This window comes from Streptomyces sp. NPDC060027 (assembly GCF_042737005.1).
Lineage (GTDB): Bacteria > Actinomycetota > Actinomycetes > Streptomycetales > Streptomycetaceae > Streptomyces.
The window spans coordinates 70,450-91,400 of record NZ_JBHWVI010000008.1; the positions used below are offsets into that span (position 1 = coordinate 70,450).

Sequence of the window (20,951 nt, forward strand, 5' to 3'; positions counted from 1 at the left end):
GTGGTCATACCCGTCCATGACGTGAACCCGGTGCGGCGCACGCCCTATGTGACGTACGCGCTGATCGCCGCCAATGTCCTCGTGTTCCTCTACACCCCCGGTCTCGCCGGATCGGTGGCGGGGGACAGCGCGCTCTCGCAGCTGTGTCATCTGCACGCGTTCCTGGACCACTACGCCGCCGTGCCACAGGAACTGATCCACCATCACATGCCGCGTCTGGTGCCGACCGGTGACGTCGGTGCCGGTCCGCACGGGGTGGGCTGTGTGGTGGGCCCGCCGGACTACGACAAGTCGCCGCCGCTGTCGGTGGTCACGGCGCTGTTCCTGCACGGGAGCTGGCTGCACCTGCTGGGCAACATGCTCTTCCTGCTGATCTTCGGCAACAACATCGAGGACCGGCTCGGACATGTGCGGTTCACGCTGTTCTACGTCGCGTGCGGTTTCGCGGCGGCGTACGGCTTCGCGCTGGTGAACGCCGACTCGGGGGACCCGCTGATCGGCGCCTCGGGGGCGATCGCCGGGGTCCTCGGCGCCTATCTGGTGCTGTATCCGAAGGCCAGGGTCTGGGTGCTCGTCCCGTTCCTGGTGTTCCTGCCGCTCCGGCTGCCCGCGTGGCTCGTGCTGGGCTTCTGGTTCGTGCTCCAGGCGGCGTACTCGTCCGGCGCCGCGGTGCCCGCCGCGGGCACCGTGGCCTACGCGGCGCATGTCGTCGGGTTTCTCGCCGGCATGCTCCTGGCCTGGCCGCTGCGCCCCGGCACCCCGCCCCCGCCCGAGCCGCGCCGCCTGCTGTGGGGCAGACGGGCACGGCACGGCTGGTGAACCGGCCGCCCCGCTCCGCGGAACGGTCCGGGGACGGGCTCTAGCGGGCCGTCCGCGTGTGCACGTACTCCACGAGGTGGGTCAGCGCGTCCGGGTCCATGCTGGGCAGGACGCCGTGGCCGAGGTTGAAGACATGGCCCTCCAGACCGGCGGCGGCGTCGAGCACCTCGCGGGTCTTGGCCTCGAGGGCCTCGGTGGGGGCGAACAGGACCGCGGGGTCGAGGTTGCCCTGGAGCGCCTTGCCGGGACCGACGCGGCGGGCGGCCTCGTCGAGCGGGACGCGCCAGTCGACGCCGACCACGTCCGCGCCCGCCTCGCCCATGAGGCCGAGCAGCTCACCGGTGCCGACGCCGAAGTGGATGCGCGGGACGCCGTACGAGGCGACGGCGTCGAAGACCTTGGTGGACGCCGGCATCACCGAGCGGCGGTAGTCGGCGGGGGCCAGGGCGCCGACCCAGGAGTCGAAGAGCTGGACGGCGCTCGCGCCCGCCTCGATCTGCACCTTGAGGAAGGCGGAGGTGATCTCGGCGAGACGGTCGAGCAGGTCGGCCCACAGCTGCGGGTCGCCGTACATGAGCGCCTTGGTGTGCTCGTGGTTCTTGGACGGACCGCCCTCCACGAGGTAACTCGCGAGGGTGAAAGGCGCGCCCGCGAAACCGATGAGGGGGGTCTCGCCGAGCTCGGCCGTCAGGAGCTGGATCGCCTCCGTGACGTACCAGACGTCCTCGGGGGTCAGATCGCGCAGCTGGGCCAGGTCGGCGCGGGTGCGGATCGGGTTCTGGACGACGGGGCCGACGCCCGGCTTGATGTCGAGGTCGACGCCGATGGCCTTCAGCGGGACGACGATGTCGCTGAAGTAGATCGCCGCGTCCACGCCGTGCCGGCGGACCGGCTGGAGGGTGATCTCGGCGACCAGGTCGGGCCGCATGCAGGACTCCAGCATGGGGATGCCCTCGCGCACCTTGAGGTACTCGGGCAGTGAGCGACCGGCCTGCCGCATGAACCACACGGGCGTGTGCGGCACGGGCTCGCGCCTGCACGCCTTGAGGAAGGCGGACTCGTACGTGGCTGTCGGCTGCTGCCCGGCGGGGCTGTGGTTGGCGCTCACGACGGAAAGTCTCCCACGGCTCACGGGCGTCACCGTCCCGGGCTCCGGGCCGCCGGCCGCCCCCCGCTCCGGCACCCGGAGCACCCGCCCGGACGACCGCGTTCACATGGCGTGATCCGGACAGGGGTCCCACGCACGGGTGTCTCTCCCTGCGCGCGGGCTCCGTTCCCCTTAATCTTCCCCGCATGGCTGCGGCTCAGGGACGACTGTCGGACGGCGCTGGCGGAATGGACGACGCGAAGGAGGAGGACAGGAATGCGGCGGACACGGCCCCGTTGCCCTTCCGGGCGGCCGTCGACGGCCTGAGGGCCGCGCGGCTGCGGCCGGACATCGAGATCGACCCGACGCGACCACCGCAACGCCTGGCTCCGTACTCGTACGCGCTGGAGGCCGCGGTCGTCGCCGACGACGAGGATCTGGCCGACGGCCGCCTCGTCCTGCTGCACGACCCGGCGGGGCACGACGCCTGGCAGGGCTCCTTCCGTCTGGTGACCCTCGTCCGCGCGGAGCTGGAGCCGGAGATGGCCGCCGACCCGCTGCTCCCCGAGGTCTGCTGGTCGTGGCTGACCGGCGCGCTCCAGGCCCGCGGTCTGTCGTACGGCGAGGCGAGCGGCACCGTCACGCGCGCGAGCTCGCACTATTTCGGCGGGCTCGCGGAGCGCCCGGCCGCCTCGCAGATCGAGATCCGCGCGTCGTGGACACCCCGGGAGGGCCTCGGCGGCGTTCCGGACACGGCCGCGCACCTCGCGGGCTGGTGCGACCTGCTGTGCCAGATCGCCGGGCTGCCGCCGGTGCCTCCGGGTGACGCCTCGGTGGTCACCCTTCCGCAGCGCCGGGGACCACAGTCCCGCTGACCACCGAGGGGGCGCGCGCCGACGCGCGCGCCCTTTCCGTTTTCTTACCGGGCCCTTTGTCGATACGACCACTTTCGGCCGCGTATCGACGTGGAACGACTCGGTTCGATCTTCGGATGATCGATCGCGTGTCCGAATTGCACGGATTGTTACTCACCACATCGTGATCATTCTCTAAAGGTCGATGGGTTTGATGCCGAAGACGTCTGTGACCTTGAAAGCACGGTTCGTCCTGGCTCGCCCCCCCAGAGCCGGTCCCCGTCCCCGCACCCCAGGAGGCCTGGTGTCCGTTCTCCTCGAGCAGCCCGCAAGCCTGGTCGCCTACCGCCCGAACAAGCCGACCGCCATGGTGGTCGTGGCCGACCCCCGGGTCCGCTCCACCGTCACCCGCCATCTGTGGGCGCTCGGAGTGCGCGACGTCATCGAGGCGTCGTCCGTCGCGGAGGCCCGTCCCCGAATCGGCAACCCGCGCGACATCTGTGTCGCCGATGTCCACCTGCCGGATGGTTCCGGCCTCACCCTCCTTTCCGAAACCCGAGCCGCCGGTTGGCCCAACGGCCTCGCCCTCTCCGCAGCCGACGACATCGGCGCCGTGCGCAACGCCCTCGCGGGCGGCGTCAAGGGCTACGTCGTCACCGGCACCCGTACGAACGTCGGGCTCCCCACCCGGCCCGGCGCCGCGCCCATCGGTTCGGCCGCCGCCCGTATGCACCGCCGCCCCCCGGGTGCCCCGAGCCACCCGGGCGGCTACCGCGAACTGTCCGGACGTGAGGTCGAGGTCCTGCGACTGGTCGCGGAAGGCCAGTCGAACAAGGCCATCGGCGTCTCCATGGGCCTGTCCGCACTGACCGTGAAGAGCCACCTCGCCCGCATCGCCCGCAAGCTCGGCACGGGCGACCGCGCCGGGATGGTCGCGGTGGCCCTGCGGACCGGAATCATCCACTGACCCCTTCCCGACACCGCCCCCTCCCCCCGGCCCCGGCATCCTCCTCGCGCGTGAACCGGATCTTTCACCTGCCTGACTGGTTTGCGACCCTCAGACGCCCGTCGACGGAACGTTCCGTCGGCGGGCGTTGTCCATACACAGATACCCTTGACAGGTGACCGACGCCCAAGAGACCGCAGCAGACAGCTCACTGCGAACCACCGGAGGCGGCCCTCCGGACGACGTCGAACCGGCGCCGATCCCTTTGCTTGAGCCCCGAGAAGGCATTCCGCCCGTGATCGCCGACGACGCCTCGCTCGCCGAGATGATCGCCGCCTTCGCCGCCGGATCCGGCCCGGTGGCCGTCGACGCCGAACGCGCGTCCGGGTACCGATACGGCCAGCGCGCCTATCTCGTGCAGCTGCGCCGCGAAGGCGCCGGCAGCGCGCTGATCGACCCCGTCGCCTGTCCCGACCTGTCGGGTCTGGGCGAGGCGATCTCCGGGGCCGAGTGGGTGCTGCACGCCGCCACCCAGGACCTGCCCTGTCTCCGCGAGATAGGCATGATCCCCACCGGCCTCTTCGACACCGAGCTGGCCGGACGCCTGGCCGGGTTCCCCCGGGTGGGCCTGGGCGCGATGGTCGAGAGCGTCCTCGGCTTCGTCCTGGAGAAGGGGCACTCCGCCGTCGACTGGTCGACCCGCCCGCTGCCCGAGCCCTGGCTGCGCTACGCCGCGCTCGACGTGGAACTCCTCGTCGACCTGCGCGACGCCCTGGAGAAGGAACTCGACCGGCAGGGCAAGCTGGAATGGGCCCGGCAGGAGTTCGACGCGATCGCGCAGGCCGAGCCCGCGCCGCCGCGCAAGGACCCCTGGCGCCGTACGTCCGGGATGCACAAGGTGCGCCGCCGCCGTCAGATGGCCGTCGTCCGGGAGCTGTGGGAGACCCGGGACCGGGTCGCTCAGCGCCGGGACATCTCGCCGGGCAAGGTGCTCGGGGACGCGGCGATCGTCGAGGCGGCCCTGGCCGTGCCCGCCAACCTGCACGCCCTGGCCGCCCTGAACGGCTTCGGGCACCGCATGGGCCGCCGCCAGCTGGAGCAGTGGCAGGCCGCGGTCGAACGGGCGAAGGAGTTGCCGGACGTCGAGCTGCCGCAGCCGGGGCAGCCGGTGACCGGACCTCCCCCGCCGCGGGCCTGGGCCGACAAGGACCCGGCCGCCGCGGCCCGGCTCTCCGCCGCGCGGGCCGCCGTCTCCGCGCTGGCCGAGCGGCTGAACATGCCGCAGGAGAACCTGATCACCCCGGACACCGTGCGGCGCGTGTGCTGGGAGCCGCCCGCGGTGCCGGACACCGAGTCCGTGGGCGCCGCGCTCACCGGCTACGGGGCCCGGCCCTGGCAGGTCGAGCTGGTCACGCCGGTGCTGGTGACCGCGCTGTCCCTGAAGGCCGCCTAGAGGCCGAGACGGTACGACGCGAGGGGCGGGCCGGAGCTCGCGGACCGTCGGTCCGGGGCGCCTCCCGCGCCGCCCGTACGCTCGCGCACTCCGCTCTTTCCGCCCGCTCCGCGCGCCGCGTGTGCTCCGAACGGGTCCTGGAAGCGGAATCGGGACGTCGACCGGACGTCGAGATCACGCCAAGATCCTGGGCCGCCCGACCGCGCCACCCGGTTCCCCGGCCTCCCCGCCCTCCGGAACGCCGTCGCGGCAGGTGGGGCCGCCGTACCGCGGACCGTCCACCACCCCCGCCCGCAAGGCCGGTCCGGAGCGGCGCGCCGATGCCGGGCGCCCGCACATGATGGGCTTGGCCGGGAACACGCAGCCCTTCCGGATGTGACCTTCGCCGCTCCCGGCCTCGGGACTGGGCAGGTTGGTTACTCGTAAGTAGCATGGGTGCTGAGCGCGCGCTCAGGCGTGTGTCCGCGCAGCAGTGCCATCCCGCATCTGGAGGAGAGCCATCGTGCCTCGTACCGTCAGGGACGTCGTCTTCGTAGACGGCGTCCGCACCCCGTTCGGCAAGGCGGGCCCGAAGGGCATCTACCACGAGACCCGTGCCGACGACCTCGTCGTGAAGGCCATCCGGGAGCTGCTGCGCCGCAACCCCGGTCTTGACCCCAAGAAGATCGACGAGGTCGCCATCGCGGCGACCACGCAGATCGGTGACCAGGGTCTGACCCTGGGCCGCACGGCCGGCATCCTCGCCGGACTCCCCCAGTCGGTCCCCGGCTACTCCATCGACCGCATGTGCGCGGGCGCGCTGACCGCCGTCACCGCCACCGCGGGCTCCATCGCCTTCGGCGCGTACGACGCCGTCATCGCCGGCGGTGTCGAGCACATGGGGCGCCACCCCATGGGCGAGGGCGTGGACCCGAACCCGCGGTTCGTCAGCGAGAAGCTGGTCGACGAGTCCGCCCTGTTCATGGGGATGACCGCCGAGAACCTGCACGACCGCTACCCCACGATCACCAAGCAGCGCGCCGACGAGTACGCCGTGCGCTCGCAGGAGAAGGCCGCCAAGGCGTACGCCAACGGCAAGATCCAGCAGGACCTGGTGCCGATCTCGGTGCGCAACACCAACGCGGAGGTCGGTGAGACGGGCTGGGGCCTGGTCACCGCCGACGAGCCGATGCGTCCGGGCACCACGCTGGAGAACCTGTCCGGCCTGAAGACCCCGTTCCGCGTCCACGGCCGGGTCACCGCCGGTAACGCCGCCGGTCTGAACGACGGTGCGACCGCGTCGATCCTCGCCTCCGAGGACTTCGCCCGCGAGAACAACCTGCCCGTCAAGATGCGCCTGGTCTCGTACGCCTTCGCGGGCGTCGAGCCGGAGGTCATGGGCTACGGCCCGATCCCGGCCACCGAGAAGGCTCTCGCCAAGGCCGGCCTCTCGATCGAGGACATCAACCTCTTCGAGATCAACGAGGCCTTCGCCGTCCAGGTGCTCGCCTTCCTGGAGCACTACGGCATCGCCGACGACGACGCGCGCGTCAACCAGTACGGCGGCGCCATCGCGTACGGCCACCCGCTCGCCTCCTCCGGCGTCCGTCTGATGACGCAGCTGGCCCGCCAGTTCGAGGAGCAGCCGGAGGTCCGTTACGGCCTCACCACCATGTGCGTCGGCTTCGGCATGGGCGCCACGGTGATCTGGGAGAACCCGCACCACAAGGACGCCGGAGGCGACAAGTGACCACCGCTGAACTCCTGAAGGGCGCAGCCGAGCTGTTCCCCGACGAGGTTGTGACGTCCGCGAACGTACGCCACCTCGACCTGCCGTTCGGTGCCGGGCGCTTCGCGCTCATCACCCTGGACAACGGCTTCGACCACACCAAGCCGACCACCTTCGGCCCCGCGTCGCTGGCAAACCTGAACACCGCCATCGACCAGGTCGAGAAGGAGGCCGCGGCCGGCGAGATCGTCGGTATCGGCGTCACCGGCAAGCCGTTCATCTTCGCGGTCGGCGCCGACCTCAAGGGTGTCGAGCTGCTCAAGCGGCACGAGGACGCGCTCGCCATCGGCAAGGGCGGCCACGAGGTCTTCAAGCGCCTGTCGGGCCTCGCGGTCCCGACCTTCGCCTACTACAACGGCGCGGCGATGGGCGGTGGCGTCGAGGTCGGTCTGCACTGCTCGTACCGGACCGTCTCCGCGGCCCTGCCGGCGTTCTCGCTGCCCGAGGTCTTCCTCGGTCTGGTCCCCGGCTGGGGCGGCTGCACGATCCTGCCGAACCTGATCGGCGCGGACAAGGCCGTCTCGGTGATCATCGAGAACTCGCTCAACCAGAACAAGCAGCTCAAGGGCGGCCAGGTCTACGACCTCGGCATCGCCGACGCGCTGTTCGAGGGCGCGGACTTCCTGGAGCAGTCGCTGCTCTGGACGGCCGCCGTCCTCAAGGGCGAGATCGCCGTCGAGCGCCCGGAGATCGACCGCGGCGAGGCCTGGGACCAGGCCGTCGCGCGCGGCCGGTTCGTCGCCGACAGCAAGGTGCACGGGGCCGCCCCGGCCGCCTACCGCGCGCTGGACATCATCGCCGCGGCCAAGGACGGCGACCTCCAGAAGGGGTACGACGCCGAGGACGTGGCGCTCGCCGACCTGATCATGGGTGGCGAACTGCGCTCCGGCATCTACGCCTTCAACCTGGTGCAGAAGCGCGGCAAGCGTCCGGCGGGTGCGCCGGACAAGTCGCTGGCGCGTCCGGTCACCAAGGTGGGCGTCGTCGGCGCGGGCCTGATGGCCTCGCAGCTCGCCCTGCTCTTCCTGCGCCGCCTCGAGGTGCCGGTCGTGCTGACCGACATCGACCAGGAGCGCGTCGACAAGGGTGTGGGCTACGTCCACGCCGAGATCGACAAGCTGCTGCTCAAGGGCCGCGTCAACCAGGACAAGGCCAACCGCCTGAAGGCCCTGGTCTCCGGTGTGCTGGACAAGGCGGAGGGCTTCTCCGACGCCGACTTCGTCATCGAGGCCGTCTTCGAGGAGATCGGCGTCAAGCAGCAGGTGTTCGCTGAGGTCGAGGCGGTCGCCCCGGCGCACGCGATCTTCGCCACCAACACCTCCTCGCTGTCGGTCACCGAGATGGCGTCGAAGCTGAAGAACCCCGAGCGGGTCGTGGGCTTCCACTTCTTCAACCCGGTCGCGATCCTCCCGCTCCTGGAGATCGTGCGCGGCGAGCAGACGGACGACGCCTCGCTGGCCACGGCGTTCGCCGTCGCCAAGAAGCTGAAGAAGACCGCGGTCCTCACCAAGGACGCCCCGGCGTTCGTCGTGAACCGCATCCTGACCCGCTTCATGGGCGAGATCCAGAACGTCATCGACGAGGGCACGTCGGTCGAGGTCGCCGAGAAGGCCATCGAGCCGCTCGGACTGCCGATGTCCCCGCTGGTCCTCCTCGAACTGGTCGGTCCCGCGATCGGTCTGCACGTCTCGGAGACCCTCAACCGGGCCTTCCCGGACCGCTTCACGGTCTCCCCGAACCTCGCGGCCGTCGTCAAGGCGGGCAAGCGCGGCTTCTACGTCTACGACTCCGGCAAGCCGGAGCTGGACCCCGAGGTCGCCGCGCTCCTCAAGCAGGGCGATGTCGTCCTGTCGGAGGAGCAGGTGCGCGCCCGGGTCCTCGACGCGGTCGCCCAGGAGATCGGGCTCATGCTCGACGAGGGTGTCGTCGCCGAGGCGCAGGACATCGACCTCTGCCTGATCACCGGTGCCGGCTGGCCCTTCCACCTGGGCGGCATCACGCCGTACCTGGACCGTGAGGGTGTCTCCGAGCGAGTGACCGGGAAGCGGTTCCTGGAGCCCGGCGTGGCTTCGGTTCCCGCGTAACGGCCGTACGGCATACGTGAAGAGGGCCTCCGCTTCGGCGGGGGCCCTCTTTCGTCGGTGTCGGGACGGGTGGACGCCGTGGGAGTGCCGAGCGTGCCGTGCCCCGGGCAGGGTGACCTGGCCGGGGCCTTCGGCGTCACACCGCCCGCCATGCCTCCAGCGCGATCCCCGGCTCGTCCTTGCGGCGGGTGACCCGGAGTTCGCCGGTGCCCGGGGAGAGCGTCGCGGCGACCACCCGGCCCTCCTCGTCCTCCGTCAGCGACACCAGGGCGTCGGCGGGGAGTTCCGGCCCCGACTCCGTCCACCACGCGCCCGCCGACTCGTCCTCGGTCGGGTAGGCGGCGAAGGCCACCCGTCCGCTCGCCGAGCGCTGGGCGAGCAACGTGCAGTCATGGCCGTCCAGTTCGCAGCGGACGACGCAGACGGGACCCGGGCCGGCCGAGGCCAGGAGGGCCACGGGCTTGGTGCCGGGACGCCAGGCGCACACATCGCCCGACTCGTCGGTGAAGAAGAGCGTCGTGGAGCCGATCGAGGTCGCGAGCGCGCGCAGGGTGTCCGGGCGGACCGGTGCCTCCAGCGCCTCGTCCAGGGCGGGTACCGAGCCCGGCTCCTCCTGGCGCCAGTGCAGAACGCCGCCCGGGACGGCCGCGTACAACTCGACTCGGCCGGACATCCCCGTCACGGCCGCCAAGTCCCCTTGGACGTCATACCCCTTGAGGTCGCGCCAGGGCCCCCAGCCGCCCTTCAGCTTCTGGCCGACCATGCTGACTCCGCCGCTCTTGTTGCGCACGAAGACATGGGCGCGCCCCTCCGCGTCGACCGCGACGGCGGGGTTGCCGGTCCGACCCCCGGTGCGGTCGGGGTGACCGATCGGGTTCCAGTCGAGGGCGGAGAGGTCCGGCCGGAAGTGGGTCGAGTGGACGAGGCCCGACTCGTCGCGGACGGTCGGACGCCAGGAGACAAGATGGGTGTAGAGGTCGGGTCCCTGGCCCAAGGCCATGACGGGGTGCAGGCGTTGGGCGCCGCCCACGGTGCGCGGAGGGTCCCAGGGGCCACCGGGTCCGCGCTCCGCCCGGCAGCGGACGGTGGCCTCCGACAGCAGGTACGCACTGAGCCTGCCGTCACGGCCACGTATGAGCCAGTCGACGTTCACCGGTTCACCTTAATCGGGGACGGGCCGCTCGCCGAGGCCCGCCCCCGCACCGGTCAGCCGCTCACAGGCGCTTGGCGCTGCGCAGCAGCCCGGCGTAGAAACCGTTGCCGTCGATCCGGGAGGCACCGCCCTTGTCGCCCATGGTCGGTCCGTTGACCTCCTTGCGGCTGGAGACGAAGACACGGTGGCCGTCGGTGTCCACACCCAGGTACAGGGCGACATGGTCCAGGTGGTTGCCGGTGCGGTGGTCCATCTTGAAGAAGAGGAGGTCACCGGGCTGGACCACGTCGATGTTCTTGGGGCGCGTGTACCAGGGGGACGGCCCGGAGAGCTTCAGGATGTCGACGCCGATCTTCGATCGGGCCATGCCGTCGGCGCTGCGCGGCAGTCCGTCGCCGGAGAGATTCGTCGCCATCAGCGGATAGCGGGCCCGGTAGCCCCAGATCATGCGCATGAACCCGGAGCAGTCCAGGGCGCGGTAGCGCTCCTTGCGCGCCACCATCGAGGTGCCGTCGCGGAAGGTGTAGTTGATGCCCAGGTAGTCGTAGAAGTCGTTCTGTTCGAGGCGGTCGACGCCGTCCTCCTTGAAGGGGCCGAAGATCGCGTCGCCCGCGTACGGGACGCCCTCGTCGTCCTTCTTCACCGGCGCGCCCTGGACGTACTGGAAGGCGATCGCGAAGATGTCGTCGGCCTCGCTGCCGTAGAACTCCTTGAACCAGTCCTTGAACCACTTCTCCTTCTCGGCACCCTTGCGCCAGGCCTCCGGCATCAGGCGCACCCAGTCCTGTGTCACCACACGGGACTGGGTGTTGGCCGGCTCGGTGAGGGTGCGGGAGGGGCCCCGGAGGGTCGCGGTGCGGGCGCCGTCCGTGAAGGTGGCGAGGATGTCGCCGTTCTCGCCGCGCAGCACGGAGCGGGTCGGGTTGTTCAGTCGCTCCCAGGTCTGCTTGCCGGTGGCCTTGCCCGAGTTCTCCAGGGCCGGCTTGTCGGTGACGGCCTGCACGGCCGGGACCTTCGCCTCCTCGTCCTTGCGGAGTTCGAAGGTGAAGTAGGCGCTGCCCGCGAGCAGCGCGAGAACCGTGGCCGCGTGGAGGACGGGACGGCCTTTGCGCTTCGGCATGGTGACGGCTCCAGAGGTTCCGAAGAAAGAGGCGGGCTCAGGCGGACGGCATGGCGCCGAGAAGGATTCCGGCGGTCAGCACGACATAGGTGGCGAGCGTGACCGAACCGGTCGACAGCAGCGTGGCCCCCTTGGGCTGGCGCACCAGCTGGTAGCCGACGAGACCGGGAACGATGAAGCCCAGGGTCTGGTTGGCGTACAGCAGCGGGAACTCCATCTGGAGCACGATGATCACGGACGCCTGGATCAGTACACCGGTCAGCACGACGGCCGCGAACAGGCGCTTGCCGTAGAGGATCACGAAGCGCTGGAGCAGCAGGGTGGTGACGTACGTCAGAACGGTCACGCCGAGGACGAGCGCCGCGCGCTGCAGGTCCTCGATGAGGGTGAGCGCCAGCCAGCCAGGGGTGATCATGCCGCCGGGCGAGAGGTTGGTGGTGAGGTAGCAGATCAGCGAGAACATCAGGCCCAGGCCGATGCCGATCGCGGCGATCTCGGGGGTGAGGACGGAGGGGATCAACGGGGCTCTCCTGGGCTGCGCCACTGCTGGGGGTCGTCGTCGGGGTGTGTGGGAGGTACGCGGGGTTCGAACAGGCCGCGGGACCCGGGCTGTTCACCGGACCCGGGCGGCTGGGGCCGTGTGTCGGCGGGTCCCTGCGACCCGTCCGGCCAGGGCTCACGGGCCTGCTCGGGCCGGTACACCTGCTCCGGCTGGTGGCTCCGGCGCGGGTGCTCCGGCTGCTGGTGCGGGTGCTCCGACCGGTGCGGCTGGTGCGGCTGGTGTGACTGCTCCAGTTGGTGCTGCTGTGTCTGCTGCGGGTATTCGGGACGCGCCCGCCGCGACCGGCCCTCCGGCGCGGACGCACCCAGCGGGTCCGTCTGCGGGAGCGCCGCCTGCGGCCGGCCCTGCTGAGGCTGACCCTGCTGAGGCCGGCCCTGCTGAGGCCGGCCCTGCTGAGGCTGACCCTGCTGAGGCTGACCCTGCTGGTCGAGCGTCGCCTGCGGGTGGCCCTGCTGGACGTGCCCGGCCTGCGGGTGGCCCTGCTGAGGCTGCGGCCGGCCCTGCTGGGGGCGGCCCCGGCGCGGACGGCCCTGCTGTTCGGGCGTCGCCTGCGGGTGACCCTGCTGGGGGTACGGGTGGTCCGCGGTGCGCTGTGCGGGGACATGGGTCTGGGGCGCGTACCGCGTCTCGTACGCCTCCGGGTACCGCTGGTAGGGGTCGATCCGCGGCGCGTACAGCTGCACGGTCTCGACGTGCTCGCGCACCGGCGTCGGCACACGCGGCTCGTCGGCCGTGCCGCCGGGACGGCCGGCGCGCTCGTCGTCACCGGCGGCGTTCTCGTCCGCGCCCTCGTCCGCACCGTCGTCCGCGCTGTCGTCCGCGGGGAGTTCGGCGAGGTGCTCCAGCAGGTGCTCGCCCTGGCCGTGGATGTTGCCGATGGCCACCAGCGAGCTGTCCGCGCCGAGCTCGCCGAGCAGCTGCCGCATGAACTCCTCGGGGTCGCGGCGGTCGCCGCCGAGGTCGACCGCGCGGGAGCGGTACTCCGCGGGCATCGCGTCGATGGCGCTCTTGGCCGGGTGGCCGATCACGAAGACCTTCTCGGGGTCCAGCTCGGGGATGATCTCGCCCATCTGACCGTTGCGCTCGACGCGGTCGGGGCGGCAGTTGATGACCACGTTGAGCGGGCGGTGGACGGCGCCGAGATCGAGCAGCTGGTTGATGTTCATCAGCGTCGACTCGGGGTCGTTGGCCGCGAACACGTTGGCGAAGCGGAGCTTCTTCCCGTCCTCGGTGACATACCGCTCGACGGAGAGGACACCCGGGTCCGGCGGCGCGTCGTACATGCCCTGGAGGGCCGTCTCCCGCTCCACACCGAGGAGTTCGGCGACGGTGAGCGCGATCGCCACGTTCTCCTTGAAGGTGAACCAGCTGAAGCCGCGCAGCTCCTCGTCCGAGACCGTTTCCGGGTCGGCGTAGATCAGTTTGCAGTCGCGGGAGTCGGCCTCCTCCTGGAGGATCGCGAAGCGCTCCTGCTCGGCGGTGACACAGATGCCACCCTCCGGCATGGACCGGGAGAGCGAGCGGGCCACGTCGTCGAGGGTGGGGCCCATCTCGGCGAGGTGGTCCTCACGGACGTTGCACAGGACGCCGATCGTGGAGCGGATCAGCTTGGACTGGTTGATCTCCTGGAGGGCCGGCATGACGGCCATGCACTCGATGACCAGGGCGTCCGGGTTGTACGCCGCCGCGCGCCGGACGATGCCGATCTGCTCGACGACGTTGGCGATGCCGAACTTGCGGTAGACCGGCTCCTCGGTGGCGTCGGGGTGGATGAACCGGGCCGCCGTACCGGTGGTCTTGGCGACCGTGGTCAGCCCGCCGCCGCGCAGCGCGCCCGCGCAGAGCCGGGTGATGGACGACTTGCCGCGGATGCCGTTGACCAGCACCCGGGTGGGAATGTTGTCCAGGTTGGTGAAGTGCCGCCGCTGTTCGACGATGCCCGCCACCAGCAGGATCGCGCAGCACACCACCAGGACGGTGAAGAGGAAGAGCACGGCTGATCAGTTCCTTACGTGCTGCTGGGGCGCGGTGCCGGGTGCGCTCCGGCGCGGGGACGGCTGCTGTCTGCGCTGTTCCTGGAGCTGCTGGCGGACGAGTTCCAGGGAGCGGGTGACCGCGCCGACCTCGTCGTGGTTGCGCGGGAACAGGACGGTCTTGCGGTCGCCGCCGGCCAGCGCCTCGGCCTGGCCGGCCAGGGCGCGCAGCGGCCGGGCCACCACGATGTGCATCCAGCCGAGGCAGGCGGCCGCGGCGGCGGCGCCCAGCAGTCCGGCGAGCACCGTGCGGTGCTGCACGTCGTACTCGGGGATGGCGAGCCGGTCCGCGGGCTGCCAGCTGACGACGGTCCAGCCGAGCTGCTTGGCCGGGCCGCCTCCCACGAAGGGAGCCGCGGCGGCGATCTGCACGCCGTGCTCGCGGTAGAGGACACCGGCGGCGTGTGCGGACTTGCCGACCTTCTGCCCGGCCGCGAAGACCAGGTCCTTCAGGCGCTGGTCGGGCAGCGACTGGAAGGCGAGGTAGCCGGTGTTGCCGGCGATGACCTTGCCCTGGTCGTCGACGAGGCGTACGACGCCGAGGCCCGGCCTCTTGAGCACCGAGTTGAGGAAGTCGATCCGGAACTCACCGACCAGCGCGGACCCGTCGCGGCCGGGGATCTCGGCGGTGCCGACCACGAGCGGCTTCTTGCCTCCCTGGCCGAGCAGCTGGATGGGGTCGGCGGTGGCGGGCTTGGGCCGTGCCTCGCGGGGCTTGTCGCCGACCTGGGCGACCACGTCGCCGGAGGCGTCGACGACGTAGAGCGACTGGTAGCGCAGGTGCTGGTTGAGCGTGCGGTCCAGCACCTTGGTCATGTCGTCCGGGGTGGTGCGGTCGCCGATCAGCGTGGCCACGGACTGGAGGTCGGCCTCGCCCTCGTTGAGCGCGCGGCGCACCCGGTCGGTGAGCGTGTCGGTGCGCTCGCGCTGGTCGTTCACGAGCTGCTGCGGTACGACGACGGTGCCGTCGGCCCGGTTCAGGATGAGCAGCAGCGGGGCCGACCAGGCGAGCAGCAGGACCGCGCAGACGGCGAGCAGGCCGCGGGTTCCGATGCGGCGCGCGCCGCGCGGGCGGGGCGCGGCCTCGCTCCGCTCCGCTCCTTCGCCGAGCAGCTGGCCGCGCAGTGCTTCCAGGGCCGTGCCGATCCGGCGGGCCTCGCCGTAGCCGGGGACGCTCACCGGGCGTGCCAGGTCGCCGCGGGTGAGGCGGCGCGACTCCAGGAAGAGCCGGATGAGCGGCCGCTGCACCGTACCGAGCAGGACGGCGACGGCGATGCCGCCGATGATCAGGAGGGCGCCGCCGGCGAGCAGCCCGAAAACGGGAGAGGTGGAACGGGTGGGGTCCTCGGCGACCTTCACCATGGCGACCACGGTGAGGCCGAGGGCGGTCGCGGTGGTGGTCTCGCCGGGCTGCGGCGCGGAGAGCGTGGCGTAGCCGGCGACGGACCGGTCGCTGAGGAAGGTGCCGCCGAGCAGGCTGCCGCTCACGCCCAGGTAGCCGCCGGAGCCGGGCTCCTTGGTGCTGAGCGGGTGCTCCCCGGCCTTGCTCGCGGCCTTCTTCGCGAAGGACTTGAGCTGCTTGTTGGACGCGGCGACCTCTTCGCGCTGGAGGTCGGTGAGGACCTGCTCGGGCTCGGGGATGCCGTCGCTGCTGAGGATCGCCCCGGAGCGGTCCACGACCGCGATGGAGCGGAACTGGCCGAGGCTGATGCCGGGGAACTTGAGGCTGTTGGAGGCGACGAGAAGCAGCTGCGGCTTGCCCGGCCAGGACAGCAGCGCGAAGGACAGCAGCCGGACCTCGCCGTTCTCCAGGCGCACCATGCGGGGCGCGAGCCCGCCCTCGTCGCCGAGGGTGGACCGGTCGAGGGAGGTCAGCGGGACAGTCTCGCCGCGGGTCGCGACGAGCTTGCCCGACCGGATCTCGATGACCGCCGTACCCATCCACTTCTGGTACGTGTTGCCCAGTTTGTCGAGCACGGTGTCGCCGGAGACCGGCGCGCCCGCGCTGAACAGGGCGGCGGAGCGGTCGAGGTCGGTCACCGACTCGTCGATGGAGGCACGCAGGGCGATCGCGCCGTCCTCCGCGAAGTGCTGCTGGGACGTCTGGACGGCCTTGGGCAGGCTGGTGTCACCGGCCGGACCGAGCACGAGCGCCGTGACGGCCGCGAGCGAGAGGAGGAGCGCCGACAGGACCGCTATGGGCGGCCGTATGCCGCCAAGCAGCGACATATCAGCTCTGCGGCGAGCACGGTGCTGCCGCGCCGGGGGCGATGGCGCCAACGGACAGGTCCTCTCAAGCGGTTGTACGGGCAGGCGTGCGGGGAAGCGGCCTGCTTGCGGGTGCGGGTACGGGCGTGGCACAGGGGCACAGAAGGGAAAATTGAGTCTCTGCGCGTGTCAGACCGGCGAAGGCGTCAGGAAGTTGCACGGAATAAAAGTGATCTGGGCAACATCATGTTTCGGATGGGCACATTCGGGCAGGACCGATCGATTCCGGTTCGGATGGAGTCCGTCACCGCTCCGGCGGCGCGGGCTGAGGACCCGCACCCGCCCGACCATCGGCTCCGGCACGGGCGGACCCGAACGTCGGCTCGCTGCCCGCGACAAGGGCAGTGCCCGGCCCGAGGCGGGCCGGGCACGGATCGTCGCGCCGGTCGGCCTCAGCCCGGCAGCTCCGTGAGGGGCTTGAGGCCGTCCTTCGCCGCGCCGCGGTTGAGCATGGTGCCCTCGGTCCGCTCGAAGGCCAGCCGGAGACGGGACCGCTCCTGGTCGCTCAGGTCGTCGCGCTTGAGCTCCGCCGCGACGTCCACCAGCCGGTAGTTCTTGACGTCACCCTTCGCCGGCTCGGCCGGGGTGCCGTCCTCGGTCGCCTCGGGGTCCGGCGGAATCTCCACGAGGGTCGGCTCGTAGCGGGCCTCGACGTCCCACTTGCCGCCGCGCTCGGTGAAGGTGAACCAGCCGATCACGCCCTCCTCGGTGAGCCCCGTCGGCACGTCGTGACGCGCGACCTGGTTGCCGAGGCCGTACACGATCCAGGTGCCGTCGACCTTCTCCATCGGCTGCACGACATGCGCGTGGTGCCCGATGACCAGGTCGATGCCGGTCTCCCGGGCCAGCTGCCGGGCGAACTTGAGCTGCGGGGTCGACGGGTTGGGGTGGTGCTCACGGCCCCAGTGGATGCTGAGGATCACGACCTCGGCGCCGGCCGAGCGGGCCCGCTTCTCGGCCGTCCTGATCCGGCCCAGGTCGTTCTGGTTGACCAGCCACGGCTTGTCCTTGGGCAACTCGTGGGCGTTGAAGCCGAAGGCGAAGGAGATCTGCGCGACCTTCACGCCCTTGACGTTCATGATCAGCGGGGTGAGCGCGTCCTTCTCGGTACGGAAGGAGCCCGTGTGCTTGAGGCCCGCGGAGTCCAGGGTGTCGAGGGTGCGCTTCACACCGGCGTAGCCGTGGTCGATCGAGTGGTTGGAGGCGGTCGAGCAGGTGTCGTAGCCGATGTCCTTGATGGTCCCGGCTATCTGCGGCGGTATGAGGAAGTTGGGGTAGCTCTCGAAGGGGCCCTTCGGCTTGCCCATCACCGGCTCCATGTGGCAGATCCCCAGGTCCGCCTTGCTGATCACCGGCCTGATCCCGGCCATGAGCGGGCCGAAGTCCAGACCGTCGACCCCCCGGCCGGTCTCCTTGGCGTCCGCCGTCGCCTGCTCGATGAGCTGAGGATGGATCAGAATGTCACCGGCCGCGGCTACGGTGAACGAGCGTCCGCCACCCTTCGACGTGGAGTCGGAGTCCCCACCTCCACCGACGAGGCCGCACCCCGACAGTGCGGCGACGAGGGCGAGCGGGGCCAGGAGAGTGGGCAAGGTGCGGCGGTTACGACGTCTGGTCACCGAGATATCTTGATACAACCATGAGGGCAAACCGCTCCAGAACGATAACGATCGCAACACTTCTCTTGCTCATCGCCGCTCTAGCCTGTTGGGGAACGGTGGTCCTGCGCGACACCCGCGACACCGGCGGGGAGTCGGCCTCCGGCCGCCCCGGGGACGGTCCGCCGTCCGTCGACCTGGCCCGCTCGGTCGCGGCGTACACCGACCGGTTCGCACCCGACGGCACCTTCCGGCCACCCTCCCGCGCAGAGCGGCAGACGGTCGCCGACGGAGTGGGACTCCTCCTCGACCACCACCGGGAACAGGCCGAACAGCGGCTCGCCGAGGTCGACTTCGCCGTGCGCACCGTGGTCGACAGCGTCACCGGCCGACAATTCGCAGAGGTGTACGACCGCGTCGACCAGGGGCCCGCGCCGCGCGGCTGGGGCCGCGTCTTCATCGGCCTCGGCCACCCCGTCCGATGGTCGGTACAGGTGCCCCATCCGGTCGCGGACAAGCACACGGAACTGCTGGGCGTCCGCGTTCTGAGAGGCTCCTCCGGCGGCCTGTTGGTCATTGCTGGAGCACATCGCAAATCAGGCGAGGGGGATGCCGCGGACGTGGCGCACCGCCGCGACACCGTCTTCCACGCGGTCTGCTCCGAACTCGTCCGGCGCCGTGTCGCCGGCATCCAGCTGCACGGCTTCGCCCAGGAGTCCGCCCCGCGCTACGACGTGATCGCCTCGGCGGGTGCCGGAACGGCCGGCCGCCCCGCGGGCCGCCGGCTCGCCGACGCGCTCGGTGCGAAGGACTTCGACGTGTGCCGGGCCTGGGCCCGCTCCTGCCCGCTCGCCGGGCGGGACAACGTGCAGGGGCGCCGGGCCGCCGAGAAGGGGGTTCCGTTCCTCCATGTGGAGTTCGCCCCGGGGCCGCGCTCGGACGTCCGGAAGGCCGGCCGGGTGGCCGAGGCCGTGTCCGTCGTCACGCGCCGCTGGGCCGAGGGCGTTCTGGCAGGGTGAGGGCATGACGACTCTGCTCATCGTGGACGGCGCCAACGTGGTGGGGTCCGTGCCGGACGGCTGGTGGCGCGACCGCCGCGGCGCCGCCGAGCGGCTAAGGGACCGGCTGGCGGACTTCGCCGAGCGGGGCCTGCCCGGCCACCCGGGTCGCCTGGAGATCGTCCTGGTGGTGGAGGGCGCGGCGCGCGGGGTGGCTTCCGTCCCCGGGGTCCGTGTCGACGAGGCGCCGGGCAGCGGCGACGACCGCATGGTGGAGCTGGTGGCCGAGGCCGGGGGCCGCGCCCGTCTGGTCGTCACGGCCGACCGCGAACTGCGCCGCCGGGTCGGCGAACTGGGCGCGGAGGTCACCGGGCCGCGCACGGTACGCCCCCACCCCTGACCGCCGGTCAGCGCGCACCGCGCACCGCGTCGCCGCCGCCGCCGACGACGACGGCCGTACGAGGACTACCTCGCGGCCTGTGTACGGACCTCGGCCGGGCCCGGGGACGCCGAAGGGCCCCGTAGTCACCGGCGGAGGGGACGTACGGGGCCCGAGGGCGGTGCGGGTCGGCTACCGGCCGGGGCCGCCGGGCGGGCCCTGGACCTCGCCCAGCGACGTCTCCTCGTGCCGGCCGAGGCGGCTGTGGGAGCGCCCGTACAGGAAGTACACGACGATGCCGATCACCATCCAGATCGCGAACCGCAGCCAGGTCTCCGCGGGCAGGTTCAGCATCAGCCACAGCGTCGCGAGGACCGACAGGATCGGCACCCACGGCACCAGCGGGGTGCGGAAGGCGCGGGGCAGGTCGGGGCGGGTGTGGCGGAGGACGACGACGCCGACGGCGACCACGATGAAGGCGAAGAGCGTGCCGATGTTGACCAGTTCGGCCAGCTCGCTGAGGCTGGTGAAGCCCGCGAGGATCGCGATGATCACACCGAGCAGGATGGTCGGCCGGTGCGGGGTGCGGAACCTCGGGTGCACCCGGGAGAAGAAGCGCGGCAGCAGTCCGTCGCGGCTCATCGCGAAGAACACACGGGTCTGGCCGAGCAGCAGGATCATGCAGACCGTGGTCAGTCCGACGGCGGCGCCGAAGCTGATGACACCCGCGTACCAGGGGTGCCCGGTGGCCTTGAACGCGTCGGCGAGCGGGGCGTCCACGGACAGCTTGGTGTAATTCTGCATGCCCGTGACCACGATCGACACCAGGACGTAGAGCGTGGTGCAGATGACGAGCGAGCCGAGAATGCCGCGCGGCATGTCCCGCTGCGGGTTCTTCGTCTCCTCGGCGGCGGTCGCGACCACGTCGAAGCCGATGAAGGCGAAGAACACCACGGAGGCCGCGGTGAAGATGCCCATCACGCCGAAGTTGGTCGGCGCCCAGCCGAACATCAGCTGGATGAGCGGGGACTTGATGCCGCTGCCCGCCTCCACGGCCTGCGCCGGGGGGATGAACGGCTCGTAGTTCTTGCCCTCGATGAAGAAGGCGCCCGCGATGATCACGATCAGGACGACCGTGACCTTGATGGCGACGACCACTGTGGTGATCCGGGCGGAGAGCTTCACGCCGATGACGAGGATGGCGGTGAGCACCAGCACCAGCGCGGCGGCGAGGATGTCGAAACCGAACCCGGTGGACCCCTCGCGCCCGCTGAGCGACTCGGGCAGGTGCCAGCCCGCGTTGTCCATCAGCGAGCGCACGTAGCCCGACCAGCCGACGGCCACCACCGCCGTGCCGAGCGCGAACTCCAGGACCAGGTCCCAGCCGATGATCCAGGCGGGCAGCTCGCCGAGGGAGGCGTAGGAGAAGGTGTACGCGGATCCTGCGACCGGGACCGTGGAGGCGAACTCCGCGTAGCACAGGGCCGCCAGCGCGCAGGCGACGCCCGCGGCGACGAAGGCCAGCGAGACCCCCGGCCCCGCGTTCTCCTTGGCCACTTTGCCGGTGAGGACGAAGATGCCGGTGCCGATGATGACACCGACACCGAACACGGTGAGATCCAGAGCGGACAGCGTCTTCTTGAGCGCGTGCTCCGGCTCCTCAGTGTCCAAGATCGATTGTTCGACCTTCTTCGTCCTGAAGAGGGTGTTGCTCACGGACGTACCTCCCACGCTTGTCGTCCTCGACATGATCGAGAGGGCAGGTAGCACGTATCCCCCGACACGGCCCGGTTCACGCAGATGGGCCGGTTTCACCACCCGTACAGGGT

16 protein-coding genes are annotated in these 20,951 nt (G+C 71.1%); 8 read left to right on the plus strand and 8 right to left on the minus strand.

What is annotated here, in order from left to right; all coding sequences use genetic code 11:
- Positions 1-819 carry a rhomboid family intramembrane serine protease gene (locus ACFWBT_RS03940; protein WP_385695519.1) on the plus strand — a complete coding sequence of 273 codons (819 nt, stop codon included), beginning with the start codon at positions 1-3 and terminating at the stop codon, positions 817-819.
- Positions 820-859: 40 nt separating this feature from the next.
- Here the strand turns inward: ACFWBT_RS03940 and hemE are convergent, their stop codons facing one another.
- A complete protein-coding gene (hemE, locus tag ACFWBT_RS03945) occupies positions 860-1,927 on the minus strand; it encodes a uroporphyrinogen decarboxylase (protein ID WP_385695522.1) in 1,068 nt (355 codons plus the stop codon).
- Between the two features lie 185 nt (positions 1,928-2,112).
- On the opposite strand from hemE, the gene ACFWBT_RS03950 reads away from it, so the two are divergent.
- The 5 genes from ACFWBT_RS03950 to ACFWBT_RS03970 all read left to right on the plus strand — a co-directional run bounded on the left by ACFWBT_RS03950 (position 2,113) and on the right by ACFWBT_RS03970 (position 9,011).
- Positions 2,113-2,781 carry a DUF3000 domain-containing protein gene (locus ACFWBT_RS03950; RefSeq protein WP_385695525.1) on the plus strand — a complete coding sequence of 223 codons (669 nt, stop codon included), beginning with the start codon at positions 2,113-2,115 and terminating at the stop codon, positions 2,779-2,781.
- Positions 2,782-3,064: 283 nt separating this feature from the next.
- Entirely contained in the window at positions 3,065-3,727 is a 663-nt protein-coding gene (locus tag ACFWBT_RS03955; protein ID WP_019073943.1) for a response regulator transcription factor, read from the plus strand.
- Between the two features lie 154 nt (positions 3,728-3,881).
- Positions 3,882-5,159, plus strand: a complete 1,278-nt coding sequence (locus ACFWBT_RS03960) for a ribonuclease D (RefSeq protein WP_385695528.1) — start codon at positions 3,882-3,884, stop codon at positions 5,157-5,159.
- Positions 5,160-5,661: 502 nt separating this feature from the next.
- The gene (locus ACFWBT_RS03965; RefSeq protein ID WP_385695530.1) at positions 5,662-6,888 is read left to right on the plus strand and encodes a thiolase family protein; all 1,227 of its coding nucleotides are present in this window, start codon (positions 5,662-5,664) and stop codon (positions 6,886-6,888) included.
- Entirely contained in the window at positions 6,885-9,011 is a 2,127-nt protein-coding gene (locus tag ACFWBT_RS03970) for a 3-hydroxyacyl-CoA dehydrogenase NAD-binding domain-containing protein (protein ID WP_385695532.1), read from the plus strand. The genes ACFWBT_RS03965 and ACFWBT_RS03970 overlap by 4 nt, the downstream gene beginning before the upstream one ends.
- Positions 9,012-9,147: 136 nt before the next feature.
- Here the strand turns inward: ACFWBT_RS03970 and ACFWBT_RS03975 are convergent, their stop codons facing one another.
- The 6 genes from ACFWBT_RS03975 to ACFWBT_RS04000 form a co-directional block, all read right to left on the minus strand.
- Positions 9,148-10,164 carry a hypothetical protein gene (locus ACFWBT_RS03975; protein ID WP_385695535.1) on the minus strand — a complete coding sequence of 339 codons (1,017 nt, stop codon included), beginning with the start codon at positions 10,162-10,164 and terminating at the stop codon, positions 9,148-9,150.
- Positions 10,165-10,225: 61 nt separating this feature from the next.
- Complete coding sequence (locus tag ACFWBT_RS03980) at positions 10,226-11,284, minus strand: NlpC/P60 family protein (protein ID WP_385695536.1); 1,059 nt, start codon at positions 11,282-11,284, stop codon at positions 10,226-10,228.
- A 37-nt stretch (positions 11,285-11,321) separates the two neighbouring features.
- Positions 11,322-11,804: a poly-gamma-glutamate biosynthesis protein PgsC/CapC gene (locus ACFWBT_RS03985; RefSeq protein WP_266763537.1), complete on the minus strand. Its 483-nt coding sequence runs from the start codon at positions 11,802-11,804 to the stop codon at positions 11,322-11,324.
- Positions 11,801-13,840, minus strand: a complete 2,040-nt coding sequence (pgsB, locus tag ACFWBT_RS03990) for a poly-gamma-glutamate synthase PgsB (RefSeq protein WP_385695539.1) — start codon at positions 13,838-13,840, stop codon at positions 11,801-11,803. The genes ACFWBT_RS03985 and pgsB overlap by 4 nt, the downstream gene beginning before the upstream one ends.
- Before the next feature lie 6 nt (positions 13,841-13,846).
- On the minus strand, positions 13,847-16,108 hold the full coding sequence (locus ACFWBT_RS03995) for a cache and HAMP domain-containing protein (protein ID WP_385695542.1): 2,262 nt from the start codon (positions 16,106-16,108) through the stop codon (positions 13,847-13,849).
- A 431-nt stretch (positions 16,109-16,539) separates the two neighbouring features.
- Complete coding sequence (locus ACFWBT_RS04000) at positions 16,540-17,766, minus strand: CapA family protein (RefSeq protein WP_385695544.1); 1,227 nt, start codon at positions 17,764-17,766, stop codon at positions 16,540-16,542.
- 98 nt (positions 17,767-17,864) lie between these two features.
- Between ACFWBT_RS04000 and ACFWBT_RS04005 the strand changes: the two genes are divergently transcribed.
- Together ACFWBT_RS04005 and ACFWBT_RS04010 are read left to right on the plus strand one after the other, a co-directional pair.
- Positions 17,865-18,764, plus strand: a complete 900-nt coding sequence (locus ACFWBT_RS04005; RefSeq protein ID WP_385695547.1) for a hypothetical protein — start codon at positions 17,865-17,867, stop codon at positions 18,762-18,764.
- Between the two features lie 4 nt (positions 18,765-18,768).
- The gene (locus ACFWBT_RS04010) at positions 18,769-19,143 is read left to right on the plus strand and encodes an NTP pyrophosphohydrolase (protein WP_385695550.1); all 375 of its coding nucleotides are present in this window, start codon (positions 18,769-18,771) and stop codon (positions 19,141-19,143) included.
- Between the two features lie 171 nt (positions 19,144-19,314).
- On the opposite strand, the gene ACFWBT_RS04015 is transcribed toward ACFWBT_RS04010, so the two are convergent.
- A complete protein-coding gene (locus tag ACFWBT_RS04015; protein ID WP_385695552.1) occupies positions 19,315-20,838 on the minus strand; it encodes an amino acid permease in 1,524 nt (507 codons plus the stop codon).
- Between the last annotated feature and the right edge of the window lie 113 nt (positions 20,839-20,951).